This window comes from Thermosipho globiformans, assembly GCF_003990895.1.
Classification (GTDB): Bacteria; Thermotogota; Thermotogae; order Thermotogales; family Fervidobacteriaceae; genus Thermosipho; species Thermosipho japonicus.
Genome location: NZ_BHXD01000010.1, coordinates 38,450 through 52,881, shown reverse-complemented (window position 1 = coordinate 52,881; position 14,432 = coordinate 38,450). Strand labels below are relative to the sequence as shown.

The window sequence follows — 14,432 nt, the reverse complement described above, 5'->3', positions numbered from 1 at the left end:
GATTATTGCACCTCCTTTTGCAAATATTCAAACATTGTGTCAATAGTTGATGCAACTGCTCGAGGTGTAATAGTTGCTCCTGTCATTACATCACTTATTTTTACAACCCCAATCTTTTTTGCTTCTTCAGGTGAAAGATTAGATTTCCCAGCATCTTTGTCAACTTTAACTCCATTTTTTAAACCTTCATATGGGATAGGATAAAATCTCTTTTGAGATGTCTCTTCAGCTATCTTTGCTCCAAGTCCAGGTGTTTCTTGTGAATATTCAATAACCCTTATTGATAAAAGATCAATTTTTTTATTATTTACTAAAAAGGATGCTATTGTAATAACTTTTCCACCATAGCCAATACCATACCCCTTTAAAACGTAAACTTTTCCTCTTTCAGTATCAAAATTTAAAACAGGGGTCAAAACAGCACTAGTTCCTTTTTTAAATATTTCTTTTTCTTCCTCTTTTGAACCTTCTAAAACTGCTTCTTTTATTACTTTTTCTTTTACTAATAGATCCCCATTTTCTGTAAGAACAAACTTAACCGCATCAATAGTATTTTTCAATTCAGCTTCTTTTATTGCAGCTTGGGTTGAAGTATAGATAAATCCTAAAATCAAACCTGCAACTAAAGTATATACCATCAAAATTAGACCTGTTTTTATCATATCTTTCATGATTTCACCTCACCAAAAATGCGGGGTTGTGTGTATCTATCAATAAGCGGAACAAATGCATTCATTAAGAGAATTGATAATGAAACACCTTCTGGATAACCCGCAAAATACCTTATTAGTAAAGTCATAACTCCTGCACCAATACCAAAGATAGCTTGACCTTTTATTGTCATAGGACTTGTAACCATATCAGTTGCCATAAACAGTGCACCTAACATCAAACCACCACTGAGAATATGAAATAAAGGTGTACCAAAAGTTGGGTTTGCTAAATAGAAAAATGATGACATAACAAAAACAGTTCCTATATAAGAAATTGGAATCATTAGTTTTATTCTTTTTCTAGCAACAAGATATGCAAAACCTATTAGTAACAATAAAACACTTGTTTCACCTATAGAACCTGCTCTATTTCCTATAAACAAATCCCAATAGCTTACATTTACACTTCCTGTTTCTTTTAAAACGGCAAGTGGTGTAGCAGTTGTTTGAACATCAACCCATTTAGAAAAAGAAAGTGTTGGTTTATACCAAGTTGTCATTTGAACTGGAAATGAAACTAATAAAAATGCTCTTCCAGCAAGTGCAGGGTTAAATATGTTCATTCCAAGTCCACCAAAAGCATGTTTTGCAACACCTAACGCAAAAACTAATCCAAGTAAAAATACCCACCATGATGTTGCAGGACTAACATTCATAGCAAGAAGTATTCCTGTTACCGCAGCACTCCCATTTGGCACAAAATTTTTATCTTTTCTAAGTACCTTCATAATAAATAATTCAAATAATTCACCGACAACTGCACCTAAAATAGCAAGAAAAAATGCATAAAAACCAAAAAAATACCATGCGCCTATTAAAGCAGGTAATAAAGCTATAATAACATCCAGCATTATCTTTGAAGTTGTATCATTTGATCTTAAATGTGGAGCATTCCCTGTAATCAACTTCATCATTTCTTCCCTCCCCTCAGGGCTCTATACACTTTTTTAGCAAGTTTAATAGTCTTAACATGTTCAATTTTAGCAGGACAAATATACGTACACGAACCACATTCTATACAATCCATCAATCCTATACTTGCTGCTTCATCATATCTTTTTTTCTTTCCAAGCAAGTCTAATAAGTATGGCTGGAGCCCCATTGGACATACATTTACACAATAGGAACATCTAATGCAAAAAGTATTTTTCTGCTCATGTGGAATAATACTAGTAATTCCATTATTCCCCTTTACTATTGGAGTTTCTATATTGTTTATAGGAATTCCCATCATTGGTCCACCCATTAAAACCTTTATCTCTTCAAGTCCTTCTTTAAATCCTTCTCCCAAATTATCCACAATCCAAGAAATAGGAGTACCAATTCTTACCCACCAATTTCCCGGTTTTTTAATTGCTTCCCCAGTTAAGGTTAAACCCCTTTCTATAAGAGGTTTACCATCAATTATTGCTTCCTTAATTGCATACATAGTACTTACATTTTGAACTACGACTCCAACATCCATAGGAAGGCCACCACGTGGAACACTTCTCTTTGTGACAGCATAAATTAATTGTTTTTCAGCACCTTGAGGATATTTTGTTTTTAATGGAACAACAGTAACTTTTCCTCTCCATTTATCATTTAAAAGGTTAATTGCATCAATTTTATTATCCTCAATTCCTATATATACATTTTTAACATTTAAAATTTTCTTTACAATTTCAATACCTAGCAAAATCTCTTCATGTCTTTCTAACATCATTCTGTGATCAATTGTCAAGTATGGTTCACATTCTGCACCGTTTATTATTAGTGTATCAATCTTTTTATCCTTTGGAGGATTTAATTTTATATGTGTTGGGAACATTGCACCGCCAAGTCCTACAATACCTGCTTTTTGAATAATATCAAGAAGCTCTTCTTTTGAAAATTTCTCAAAATCACCATGAGGAAGAAGTTCCCAATCATCTTCGGATTCTCTTTCAATAATAACTGCGTCAACTGCTTTTCCAAAAATTATATTACTTATCTTTTTAACCTCAACAACCTTCCCAGTTACTGGTGAATGAACATATGCAGAAACAAACCCAGAAGGTTCACCAATCACTTGACCTGTTTTAACTTTATCTCCAGCCTGCACCACAGGTTTGGCAGGAGCACCCGCATGCTGTTGCATAAATACAATAACCTTTTCTGGTAAAGGAGCTTTTTTAATTGGAATATCTTTACTCAATGACTTATTTTCGGGGGGATGTACTCCTCCCAAAAAGCTCGATAGCTTCAAGACACCACACCTCCCAAAAAATTAAAATTCACCATCCAATTTTACATTATAACACACTATTTCGAACTTTTCACAACCTTAAAGAATATGTTATAATAAAGAAGAAATTAATTAAGAGGTGATTAATATGGATTATCTATTAAAATTACTAAATGGTAATTTTGTTGATCAAGTTACAAGACTTCCAAATGAATCTTTTTTTAATACTGTATACTCAATGCTGAGTGATTCGAATTCAACTTTTTATGTAATAACACTCGACCTTGATTTTGATTCACTTGCAGAGGATGAAATAAATTTTGTTATTGCAAGAGCTGCATCTGTTATCAAACACAGTGTAAGGATTCCAAAAGATTTTGTATGCAGGAGCGGCCAAAAAAGATTCTCAATAATTTTACATGGGATTAATGAAATAACAGCCAAACAAATTGCAAATAGAATAAAAGAATCATTAGACTATTTGCTTTTAAATTATAAAGATAAAAACATAAAAATTGATACAAAGATAAAAATAGAAAAATTGGGAGGTGCAATTGGTGAATAATGAAATTGGCACAAGGTATGATCCAGCAAATATTGAAACAAAATGGTACAAATTTTGGCTAGAAAAAGGATATTTCACTCCTAAAAAAGATGGTCCAAAATATTCGATTGTTATTCCTCCTCCTAACATTACTGGAAAAATACACATGGGGCATGCTTTAAACATAACCCTTCAAGATATCTTAGTAAGATTTAAAAGAATGAATGGATTTAAAACTTTATGGGTACCAGGAGAAGATCATGCAGGTATAGCAACTCAAACAGCTGTGGAAAAAGCTATTGAAAAAGAAGGTAAAAAAAGAGAAGAACTTGGAAGAGAAAAATTTTTGGAAATTGTTTGGGATTGGGCTAACACATATCGTAATACAATTAAAAATCAAATAATGGCTATTGGTGCTTCAGTTGACTGGACAAGAGAACGTTTCACTTTAGATGAGGGGCTTTCAAAAGCTGTAAAAAAAGTTTTTGTTTCTCTTTATAAAAAAGGACTAATTTATAAAGGCAAATATATAGTAAATTGGTGTCCTAGATGTAAAACTGTTCTTTCCGATGAAGAAGTCGAATATGAAGAACACGATGGAAAATTATATTACATAAAATATCCTTTTGCTGATGGTAATGGTGAAATAATAATTGCAACAACACGTCCCGAAACCATGCTAGGAGACACTGCTATTGCTGTTTCGCCTTCGGATGAAAGATATAAAGAACTTATCGGAAAAGAAGTTATTGTTCCACTTGTTGGAAGGAAAATAAAGATAATAGCTGATATGCATGCAGATCCTGAATTTGGAACTGGTGCATTAAAAGTAACACCTGCACATGATCCTAATGACTATTTAATTGGTCAAAGGCATAATCTTGAATTTATTAATATTTTCAACGATGATATGACAATTAATGAAAATGGAGGAAAATATAAAGGTCTTGATAGGTATCAAGCAAGAGAAAAAATAGTAGAAGATTTGGAAAAAGAAGGTTATTTAGTAAAAATTGAAGATATTAAACATTCTGTTGGTCACTGCTATAGATGCAATACAGTTATAGAACCTATGCTAATGGATCAATGGTTTGTTAAAATGAAGCCTCTTGCTGAAAAAGCTATTGAAGCTGTTGAAAAAGGCGAAGTAAAGTTTTATCCTGATAGATGGAAAAAAGTATATTTAAATTGGATGTACGAAATCAGAGATTGGTGTATTAGTAGACAACTTTGGTGGGGACATAGAATTCCAATTTGGTATTGCCAAGATTGCGGTCACATTAACGTTTCTGAAGAAGAAGTTAAAAAATGTGAAAAATGTGGTAGTACTAATCTAAAGCAAGAAGAAGATGTTCTAGATACTTGGTTTTCATCTGCACTTTGGCCCTTTAGTACACTTGGCTGGCCTGAAAATACATCCGATTTGAAAGAATTCTATCCAACAGATGTATTAGTCACAGGTTTTGATATAATCTTCTTCTGGGTTGCAAGAATGGTCATGATGGGCTATGAATTTATGGGCGAAAAACCTTTCAGTGATGTATACATCCATCAACTTGTAAGAGATAAATTTGGAAGAAAAATGAGTAAATCCTTAGGAAATGGTATAGATCCATTAGAAGTTATTCAAGAATATGGAGCAGATCCTATGAGGTTCACTTTAGCTCTACTTGCCGCCCAAGGAAGGGACATTAAACTTGATATTAAGAATATAGATACTAGTAAAAAATTTGCTAATAAAATCTGGAACGCAACAAGATTTATAATAATGAATTTGGAAGATTATAAAGAAGTTCCTCTTGAAAATCTTAATTTATCTGATAAATGGATCCTTTCAAGACTACAAAAAACTATAAATAACGTAACTAATGCAATTGAACAATATGAATTTAACCTTGCAGCAAGAGAAATATACAATTTCTTCTGGGATGAATTCTGTGACTGGTATATTGAAGTATCAAAACCAAGACTAAAAACTGAGGAAAAGCATCTTGTTCAAAACGTCTTAGTTACTGTTCTAGACAATAGCTTAAAACTGTTACATCCATTTATGCCATTTATAACTGAAGAATTATGGCAAAAACTTCCAATTTCAGAAGAGTCAATTACGGTATCTGAATGGCCAAAAGTTAATGATGAATTAATAGACAATAGTAGTGAAAAACGTTTTTCATTATTGATGAATATCATAAAAGGTATTAGAAATGTGAAAGCGGAAATAAACATTCCTCAAAGTCAAAAAGTAAACATTACTTCTAATCATGACTTTACAGAGGAAGAAAAGTTATATATAAGAACTCTTGGAAATGTAGAAAATATAAAAATCAGTAATCAAAAGCCTGAAAAATCAGCAAGTGCATTTGTAAATAATGAATTAGAAGTTTACGTTGAACTTGGTAATTTAATAGATATTGAAACTGAAATAAACAGACTTAACAAAAAAATCGAAAAACTTGAAAAAGATGCACAAAAATTTAGAGCTAAACTTAGTAACAAGAAATTTTTGGAAGGTGCACCTGAAGAAATTGTCGAAGAAGCAAAAGAAAAGTTAGCAAACATAGAAGAACAAATTAAGAAAATTAAAAATATAATTTCGTCACTAAAATAAGAAGTGATAATATGGAGTATTTAGACGCCTTAAATTACTTATACTTTAAAAGACCTTATGGAAAAATTAAAATAGGACTTTATAGAATAGAAGAATTATTAAGAAGGCTCAATGATCCAGAGAAAAATTATAAATGTTTTCATATTACTGGATCAAATGGAAAAGGAAGTACTACAACATTTCTACATTATTTAGCAAAAAATCATGGACATAAAGTGGGGGGATATCTATCTCCCCACTTATCTTCGATTCTTGAAAGATTTCCAATTAATGGAAAATATATATCAAAGGATCGATTTTTAAATGCCTTTAATCTAGTTAAGAAACAGTCTGAAGAAATGGATAAAAAAGGTAAAGAATTTTCTCCAAGCTTTTTTGAATTTGCAACCGCTCTTGCATTTGAAATAGATAAAGAAGAAAACGTAGAAATTTCAACCATTGAAGTTGGTCTTGGTGGAAGATTCGACGCAACTAATGTAATTATTCCCAAAGTCTCAGTAATTACTACGGTAAGTCTTGAGCATACAAAAATTCTTGGAAATTCTCTTGAAAAAATTGCGTATGAAAAAGCTGGAATTATAAAAGAAAATAGACCAGTAGTAATTGGTAATGTTCCAAAAAAAGCTAAAAAGGTTATATACGATATTGCTGCAGATAAAAATGCAAAAGTATATGAACTTGGAAAAGACTTCGATTATGAAGTTGTAGAATATCAATTTGGAAAAAATATAATAAACTATTACGGTGATACTACTATTAAAGGGATTGAAGTAAATTTAAATGGGACACATCAGCCTATAAATGCAGCAATTGCTTTAAAAGCATACGAATTGTTTGAAAAAATTGATGTAAATAATGCATTTGCAGCATTTAAGGAAGCATTTATACCTGGGAGATTCGAAATGTTCAATGGATTTCTTCTTGATGGCTCTCACAATCCACAAGCTGCTGAAAAATTTTTGGAAAATTTGAATATATATTTCAAAAACGATAGTAAAATAGCATTATTTGGAATTTTAGATGATAAAGATAAAATTTCTGTTATTTCAAAACTTATTCCTGAATTTGAACATGTTATAGTTACTTGCCCTCCATCACACAGAGCTATAAATTGTTTAGAAACGTATAATTTGGTTAAAGACTTTTCAAAATCTTGTGAATTTATAGATGATCCACTACAAGCAATTGAAAAACTTAAAGAAATGAAAGCTGATTTGAAAGTTGTTACTGGTTCATTTTATCTTGTTGGTTTCATAAGAAGCTATTTAGAAAATGGTTACATAGATGAAGAGTTGAAATTAATGAGGAGGTGATAATTTGGAAATTTTAGAATTAATTTGGAAAAAAATTCTAGAAAAAGAAGCAATTGAACCCGTTATTTTGGATATGTCGAATACTAATGTCCCTACAGATTACTTTATAATCCTTACTGCTAATAGCAACACTCATATGAATAGTTTAAGAGATACAATATTAGACTTATTATCTGAAATTGGAAAACAAATAATTTACTATGACAAAGAAGATAATCATGAATGGCTTATAATTGATGCATCAGACATTGTTATACATATTTTTACAAAAGAAGCAAGAGAATTTTATGACCTTGAAGGTTTATGGATAGATGCCAAAAAAATAAAGGGTGAAAAATAATGATTTTAAGAAATGCATTTGTTTTAAGAAATTGGAAGTCCAATATTGAGAAAGTTGACATAAAAATTGATAACGGAAAAATAATAAAAATTGATAAGAATTTAAAAGATAATGAGGATGAAGAATTTGATCTAGATAACAAATTAATAATTCCAGGTCTTGTAAATACCCACACTCATGCAGCAATGTCTATTTTAAGAGGTATTGCAGAAGATTTACCTTTTAACCAATGGCTTTTTGAAAATATAATACCACTTGAAGAAAAATTAAACGAAGATATAGTTTATTTTGCATCGATGCTTTCGATGATGGAAATGTCTAAAAACGGCATTGTAGCTTTTTGTGATATGTATATGTTTGAAGATTCTGTTGCACAAGCTGTAAAAGATTTTGGAATGAAAGCGCTTTTAACTAGAGGCCTTGTTTCAGAGGAAGACAAAATTGAAAAAAGCAGACTTAAAGAAGCACTTTCGCTTTTTGAAAAGTGGCATGGTATTGATAATAGAATTTTCGTAGGGCTTGGTCCACATGCTCCTTATACCTGTTCTTTAGAAGCTTTAAAGGAAATTGGTAAACTCTCCAGAAAATTAAAAATTCCTGTTACAATGCATCTATTCGAAAACAAATGGGAAAAAGAGCAATTTTCACTTTCGCAAATTCTTTCTTCTGGAATTGCTGATTATCATTTTCTTGCCGTTCACTGTGTTCATCTTGATGATAATGACATTAAAATGCTAAAAGATTTTAATGTATTTATTTCTCACAATCCTACCAGTAATTTAAAACTAGGAAATGGTATAGCACCTATTCAAAAAATGATTGAAAATGGCTTAACTGTAGCTCTTGGAACGGATGGACCTGCTAGTAACAATTCTATTGACATACTATTTGAAGCTCGAATTGCTTCTCTATTACAAAAAAAGGACAATCCTCAAAATCTTGACATCAATCAAATGCTCAAAATGCTAACAATAAATGGTTATAGATCGTTAAATATAGAGGGTGGAGAAATAAAAGAAGGTTTCCCAGCTGATATAACAATAATTAATTTGAAAAATCCAAGTTTTTATCCTATCGAAAATATGAAAAAACATATAATTCATTCAAAAGTTGACGTATTTGCTACGATGGTAAATGGAAAATTTACATATTATAATGGTACATTCCCAACTATTGATGAAAAGGAGGTTTATAGAAAATTTTCGAGTTTTTACAGGAAGGTTATAGGTACAGAAAACTAAGTGTTGAACTAAAGAAAAAATATGGTGAAAAAGTATATAGGTTACCAATAAATGCAGGGTTCAGCTGTCCAAACCGTGAAAATGGATTACCTGGTTGCTTGTTTTGTGATGAAACAGGTAGCGGTTTTACCACTTTTGGTGAGTTTGATATAAAAACTCAAATAAGAAAGATGAAGGAAAGATACACAAAAAAGGGTGCCAAAAAATTTATAGCGTATTTTCAAAATTATTCAAACACTTACGCACCAATTGAAAAACTTAAAAAAGTTTATTTTAGCGCAATAGATGAAGATATAGTTCAAATTTCTATTTCCACTAGACCTGATTGTATTTCAGAGGAAATTTTGGATATACTAGAAGAGTTAAGAGAAAAGATTGACGTATCAATAGAAATGGGGCTTCAAACTTCAAATTATCATACCCTTGTAAAAATGAATCGTGGACACACATTAGCTGAATACATTTATGCTGCAAAAAAAATTAAAGAAAGAAATTTTGAACTTATTTCACATGTGATCTTAAACTTCCCAACTGATGATATGCTTGATGTAATTGAAACAGCAAAAATTCTATCAGTTCTAGATATAGATGGTGTTAAAATACATTCACTATACGTTGTCGAAAACACAATTTTAGGAAAACTTTTTAATGAAAACAAAATTCAAATTGGAACACTTGAGAGTTATATTGAAAGAGTCATACGATTTTTAGAATTTCTCTCACCAAAAATAACTATTCATCGATTGGTAGCAGATCCTCCAAATAATGGAACTATCTTTGGTAATTGGGGTATTCCAAAAATACAAATTATTAATATGATCGAAAAAAGATTAAAAGAAAAAGATACATACCAAGGAAAATACTTTTATAAATGGTTTGAGCCAAAAACAAACAAATTTAGCAAAAGGAGTTAAAAATATGAAAAAAATTATTCTTTCAATAACGTTATTTATCTTTTCTATTTTTTCATATGCAAATGTAATAACCACTACTAATACAGATATTGATAATGATGGGATACTTGAAAATATAACCTTAGAAGGCTATAAATTAAGTGAAATTTATTATGACACTTTTGTTCTGAAAATTAAAAATGAAAAGTTAGAAAAGAATATAAGATTGAACTTTGGAGGCTATTCACCAAAAATGGAAATTTATGATTTTGATGGTGACAGCATTAAAGATATCCTAATCATTAGCGATAGTGGTGGTAGTGGTAACTATAGTGAATATTTTATTTACTCCATAAAGAAAGGAGTTTTATTAAACAATGATTTAAAACTAGACCTTAAAGCAAAGTTTTTTGATGGATTTAAAGTGCTAATATCATATAAAGACAAATATACTTTTTTAGATTTAAGTGAAAAAAAGGAACAATATATAAATGAAAAAATTTACAACAAATTTGGTCAATTTGTTGGTGAAAACAAAGATTTATTTATTGGAGGCATATCAAATTTAGAAGCTTTTGACTTCGGAAAAGATGATATTTATGAGTTGAAAGGAATTATCACTTTATCAGGTATATATCATGCTGATAGAATTGGCTACATTCACTTTGTATATTCTATTAAAGAAAACAAATTTATATGGTTAGAAGTTTCTAAATTACTATATGCAGGGGTTTGAGAAATTATGATTCATAGGTGGAATGTTTCTCCAAAAGAAGCTATATCAATTCAAAAGTCTTTAAAAGATAAATTAATTTTCAAGCCCTTAAATAAAATTCCTACATATGTAGCTGGAGTTGATTTGTCTTACATTGATAATAAATCATTGGCTGTTATAGTAGTTATAGACAGCAAATTTAATGTTGTAGAAATCACTTACCACATTGACGAAATTAAATATCCATACATTCCAGGACTTCTTGCGTTTAGGGAAGGCCCTGTGTTTTTAAAAGCATGGCAAAAAATTAAAACAAATGTAGATCTTGTTATGTTTGACGGTCATGGAATTGCACACCCTAGAAAGCTTGGAATTGCATCTCATATGGGATTATGGATCAAAAAGCCAACAATTGGTATAGCAAAAAAGAAATTAGTTGGAACGTATGATGAACCTTCTAATACTAAATTTTCATTTTCTTATCTTTGGCACAATGGAGAAAAAATCGGAATTGTTTTAAAAAGCAGAGAAAATACAAAACCAATTTTTATTTCTCCTGGACATTTAATAGATCTTGATAGCTCGCTAAAGATAGTAAAAAAATACATAACCAAATATAAACTTCCAGAACCAACGCGTCTTGCACATATTTATACACAAAAACTTAAAAACGAAATTATTGAGAAAGAATAACTACAAAATCTACTGATAAATCTGGATAATTTCTATTTTTTGTTAATGTGTCGATTAAAATCAAATAATTCTCAAGATCTTCTTTTGCAAGTAAAATTTTAAAATTTCTCTTTGGATGCACCGTCTTAACAATTTTTTCTATTTCTTCTACATTCACTTCTTCATTTACAACATAAACTGTATCTGATGAAAAGTTTTTATTTTGCATAAAATAAATATCCTCTGGTATATATCCGGCCGCTTTCCACATATAATGTAAGTTTACGTTATATGTCCTATTTTGATTTTTTGTATTGTTAACTATATAAAATCTATAGCGTTCTTCTACATTATTTAAGCTTTTTGAAGAAAAAAATTCTTTTAATTTGCTTAAATCCCCAGGATAAATATTTCCATTAACGTCATATTTTATAGGAAAAGAATAGCTTTTTATTGAAAATCCGTCTTTAAACTTTGTAGCTAAAAACACAAGTTCTGATGTTTTTATATTTGTATCCATAGATTCATAGACCTCTTTAAAAACTTTTGCAAGTGTAAAAACATCTTTTTTCAAGGCCGCTTTTATTAATTGGTTAATAATATACTTTTCTCGTTCAATTCTTCCGATATCCCCTAATGAATCCTTCCTAAATCTCATATAGGCCAATAACTGCTCCCCATATAAATAATGTATTCCTGGATCAAAATCAATAATAAGATTCTGAGAATAGTCAGTATATTTCATTGGCTTATCTACATAAACCTCAACAGGACCAATTCTATCACCTACTAACCTTACAACGTCATAATCAACAATAGCATATTTATCAATCTTTTTACCAACAAAATTTTCAACCAATTCTTTTAAATAATCTAATCCTTCTTTTTGATAAATTGAATTTATCTTTGAATTATTTATTATTAAATCTCTTGGTATATTTGTAATTTTAATCTCTCTATTTTTCACATTAATGTTTAAAAACATTATTACATCAGTTCTTCGCGTATTCTGTATATCTTTATCAAGACCTAAAACCAAAAAATTAGTCTCCTCATTAAGAGGAGAGTAAATTACAGACAATAAAATATTTATCCATGGTAAAAAAACAATACTCAATGAAAATAATGTTACAAAAATTGCGATTAATAATAAAACTACATCTCTTTTCATAATTCTATTCTAAATAACCAATATATGGAATATTTCTATACTTTTCATCAAAATCCAAACCATATCCTACTACAAATTTGTCTTCAATTTCAAAACCTACAAATTCTGCATCAACAATTGGATTTTTTGAAGTTTTTTTCAACAAAGTTGCAACCTTTAAATCAGCTGGATTATATCTTTTTAAATATCCCAGAATGTACGACAAAGTTTGGCCCGTGTCTAATATATCTTCAACAACCAAAACATGCCTTCCCTCAATTGGTTCATCAATCCAGCTTTTTACTCTAATTCTACCAGTAGATTCCATACCGCTGTAACTTGAAACATGAATAAAAGAATATTCAACATTTAAATCAATATTTTCAACAAGATCGGTAAAAAAATGAATAGCACCTTTTAAAACACATACAGCATGAATTGTATCTGTTTTTTCTTTATAATACTCAGTAATTTCTTTACCAAGAGATTTTATACGTTCCTGAAGCTTTTGTTCACTTATTAATACATTCAAATTCAATTCCATCCCTCCTCTTCAATTATACCTGAAACTATAACTGAATCATCAAAATCATATATTACTGCTATCTGCCCAGGTGTAATAGCAAAAATTGGTTCTTGCGTTTCAATATATAACCTTTCATTTTCAAAATGAACTTTACACCTAACTTCTTTGAATTTTTTTCTTACTTTAACATATCCTTCAAAATCTTTGGATACATTCTGTAAAAAATTTGGTTTCAAAACTGTAAATTTTGTACTAAAAGCTGATTCTTTATCACCAACAATTAAAATATTATTTTTAAAATCTTTTTTAATTACATAAAGTCTTCTTCCTGTTGCTACACCAATTTTTCTTTGACCAATTGTATAAATAGCAAGTCCTTTATGTGTTCCAATAATATTACCTTCAGTATCAATAATTAATCCTTCTTTAAATTCTATATTATATTCTTTCAAAAATTCAGAAATATTTCCATCTGGTATAAAACATAAATCTTGTGAATCTACCTTGTTATGAACGTGAATTCCAATTTTCTCAGCAATCTCCCTAATTTGTTGCTTTGTATATTCCCCATTCGGCAAAACAATTTTTTCCAGCTTATCTTTTTTTATAGAAGCCAGAAAATATGATTGATCTTTTTCATAACTTTTAGCCCTATATAACTTTCCATTCTTTATTATTGCATAATGTCCTGAAGCAACATAATCCATACCATCTTCAAGCATTTTCTCCATTAAAACACCAAATTTTATCCAATCATTACAAAAAAAGCATGGATTTGGAGTTTTGCCACGCTTATATTCGTTAACAAAGTAATTAATAACCATTTCTCTAAAATCATCTTCTAAATGCACTACTTTAAAGTCAACACCAAACTTTTCTGCGATCTTTTTAGCATCATATGTATCTGAAGGGCTGCAACAAACCTTATGTGTAATTTTTTTTGTTAAATATATCTCATCAAACACTGTCTTCATATGATAGGCAGTCACCTCATACCCTTCTTGCAAGAGAAAATATAGAGCTACTGCACTATCAACACCGCCACTTAAGGCAACACCTACTTTTATAATTTTTGCCTCCTTTCAAATTCTTCACATTTTTTTAAATACGATTCTTTTAAATCTTCTAAAGTAACAGATTTTAATGATTGTTTAAATCTTTTCATAACAATTTCCCAAACTTCATTTACAGAGCAAATTTCAGGTGCCAAACTTATTTTATCAGGTGCAACAAAACAAGTTATCATTGAACTAATATCATCTACTGAAGTAACAATGTCATATACTGTAATATCCTTTGGATCTTTTACTAATTTATAACCTCCGAACTTACCTCTTGATGACTCCAAAATTCCGCTTGCTACAAGTTGGGAAAGAATTTTTTGTGCAAATTCATATGGAATACTTGTCTTACATTTTGAAATCAACTCTGATGTACTCATTCTCTTATTTTCAATAGATAATAAAAGTAATAATCTTAATGCATAATCACTTTTCATTGTAACAGCCACT

General features: G+C 30.0%; 15 protein-coding genes. 8 read left to right on the top strand and 7 right to left on the bottom strand.

Annotated features, from left to right (window positions below; genetic code table 11):
* Positions 1–2: 2 nt before the first annotated feature.
* Genes EO083_RS07615 through rsxC form a run of 3 tightly spaced genes read right to left on the bottom strand, consistent with a single transcriptional unit; the run spans position 3 to position 2,940 of the window.
* Positions 3–671: an RnfABCDGE type electron transport complex subunit G gene (locus EO083_RS07615; protein ID WP_126993563.1), complete on the bottom strand. Its 669-nt coding sequence runs from the start codon at positions 669–671 to the stop codon at positions 3–5.
* Complete coding sequence (locus EO083_RS07610) at positions 668–1,624, bottom strand: RnfABCDGE type electron transport complex subunit D (RefSeq protein ID WP_126993595.1); 957 nt, start codon at positions 1,622–1,624, stop codon at positions 668–670. The genes EO083_RS07615 and EO083_RS07610 overlap by 4 nt, the downstream gene beginning before the upstream one ends.
* A complete protein-coding gene (rsxC, locus tag EO083_RS07605) occupies positions 1,624–2,940 on the bottom strand; it encodes an electron transport complex subunit RsxC (protein WP_126993562.1) in 1,317 nt (438 codons plus the stop codon). Before rsxC ends, EO083_RS07610 begins: the two co-directional genes overlap by 1 nt.
* Positions 2,941–3,067: 127 nt before the next feature.
* On the opposite strand from rsxC, the gene EO083_RS07600 reads away from it, so the two are divergent.
* The 8 genes from EO083_RS07600 to nfi are packed head-to-tail and all read left to right on the top strand — an operon-like array spanning position 3,068 to position 11,266.
* Complete coding sequence (locus EO083_RS07600; protein WP_126993561.1) at positions 3,068–3,484, top strand: GGDEF domain-containing protein; 417 nt, start codon at positions 3,068–3,070, stop codon at positions 3,482–3,484.
* A complete protein-coding gene (locus EO083_RS07595) occupies positions 3,477–6,071 on the top strand; it encodes a valine--tRNA ligase (protein WP_126993560.1) in 2,595 nt (864 codons plus the stop codon). Before EO083_RS07600 ends, EO083_RS07595 begins: the two co-directional genes overlap by 8 nt.
* Before the next feature lie 11 nt (positions 6,072–6,082).
* Positions 6,083–7,384: a bifunctional folylpolyglutamate synthase/dihydrofolate synthase gene (locus EO083_RS07590; protein WP_126993559.1), complete on the top strand. Its 1,302-nt coding sequence runs from the start codon at positions 6,083–6,085 to the stop codon at positions 7,382–7,384.
* Positions 7,385–7,388: 4 nt separating this feature from the next.
* A complete protein-coding gene (gene rsfS, locus EO083_RS07585; protein WP_126993558.1) occupies positions 7,389–7,724 on the top strand; it encodes a ribosome silencing factor in 336 nt (111 codons plus the stop codon).
* Positions 7,724–8,965, top strand: a complete 1,242-nt coding sequence (locus EO083_RS07580) for an amidohydrolase (protein WP_126993557.1) — start codon at positions 7,724–7,726, stop codon at positions 8,963–8,965. The genes rsfS and EO083_RS07580 overlap by 1 nt, the downstream gene beginning before the upstream one ends.
* Positions 8,923–9,879 (top strand): tRNA modification radical SAM protein MnmL/YtqA, encoded by a 957-nt coding sequence (gene mnmL, locus EO083_RS07575; RefSeq protein ID WP_126993556.1) that lies wholly within the window; start codon positions 8,923–8,925, stop codon positions 9,877–9,879. Before EO083_RS07580 ends, mnmL begins: the two co-directional genes overlap by 43 nt.
* A gap of 4 nt (positions 9,880–9,883) precedes the next feature.
* A complete protein-coding gene (locus EO083_RS07570; RefSeq protein ID WP_126993555.1) occupies positions 9,884–10,594 on the top strand; it encodes a YybI family spore inner coat protein in 711 nt (236 codons plus the stop codon).
* 6 nt (positions 10,595–10,600) lie between these two features.
* Positions 10,601–11,266: an endonuclease V gene (nfi, locus tag EO083_RS07565; protein WP_126993554.1), complete on the top strand. Its 666-nt coding sequence runs from the start codon at positions 10,601–10,603 to the stop codon at positions 11,264–11,266.
* On the opposite strand, the gene EO083_RS07560 is transcribed toward nfi, so the two are convergent.
* From EO083_RS07560 to EO083_RS07545, 4 genes are read right to left on the bottom strand one after another with little or no spacing between them, the layout of a single operon-like run.
* Positions 11,250–12,416, bottom strand: a complete 1,167-nt coding sequence (locus EO083_RS07560; RefSeq protein WP_126993553.1) for an LCP family protein — start codon at positions 12,414–12,416, stop codon at positions 11,250–11,252. The genes nfi and EO083_RS07560 overlap by 17 nt on opposite strands.
* Positions 12,417–12,420: 4 nt before the next feature.
* Complete coding sequence (hpt, locus tag EO083_RS07555; protein WP_126993552.1) at positions 12,421–12,933, bottom strand: hypoxanthine phosphoribosyltransferase; 513 nt, start codon at positions 12,931–12,933, stop codon at positions 12,421–12,423.
* A complete protein-coding gene (gene mnmA, locus EO083_RS07550) occupies positions 12,930–13,988 on the bottom strand; it encodes a tRNA 2-thiouridine(34) synthase MnmA (protein ID WP_126993551.1) in 1,059 nt (352 codons plus the stop codon). Before mnmA ends, hpt begins: the two co-directional genes overlap by 4 nt.
* Entirely contained in the window at positions 13,985–14,431 is a 447-nt protein-coding gene (locus EO083_RS07545) for an RrF2 family transcriptional regulator (protein WP_126993550.1), read from the bottom strand. Before EO083_RS07545 ends, mnmA begins: the two co-directional genes overlap by 4 nt.
* Position 14,432 lies beyond the last annotated feature (1 nt).

Bases quoted from the DNA above. Each gene is read 5' to 3' on its own strand.
- EO083_RS07615 (WP_126993563.1), bottom strand. From the start codon at position 671: ATGAAAGATATGATAAAAACAGGTCTAATTTTGATGGTATATACTTTA.
- EO083_RS07610 (WP_126993595.1), bottom strand. From the start codon at position 1,624: ATGAAGTTGATTACAGGGAATGCTCCACATTTAAGATCAAATGATACA.
- EO083_RS07600 (WP_126993561.1), top strand. From the start codon at position 3,068: ATGGATTATCTATTAAAATTACTAAATGGTAATTTTGTTGATCAAGTT.
- EO083_RS07590 (WP_126993559.1), top strand. From the start codon at position 6,083: ATGGAGTATTTAGACGCCTTAAATTACTTATACTTTAAAAGACCTTAT.
- EO083_RS07580 (WP_126993557.1), top strand. From the start codon at position 7,724: ATGATTTTAAGAAATGCATTTGTTTTAAGAAATTGGAAGTCCAATATT.
- EO083_RS07570 (WP_126993555.1), top strand. From the start codon at position 9,884: ATGAAAAAAATTATTCTTTCAATAACGTTATTTATCTTTTCTATTTTT.
- nfi (WP_126993554.1), top strand. From the start codon at position 10,601: ATGATTCATAGGTGGAATGTTTCTCCAAAAGAAGCTATATCAATTCAA.
- EO083_RS07560 (WP_126993553.1), bottom strand. From the start codon at position 12,416: ATGAAAAGAGATGTAGTTTTATTATTAATCGCAATTTTTGTAACATTA.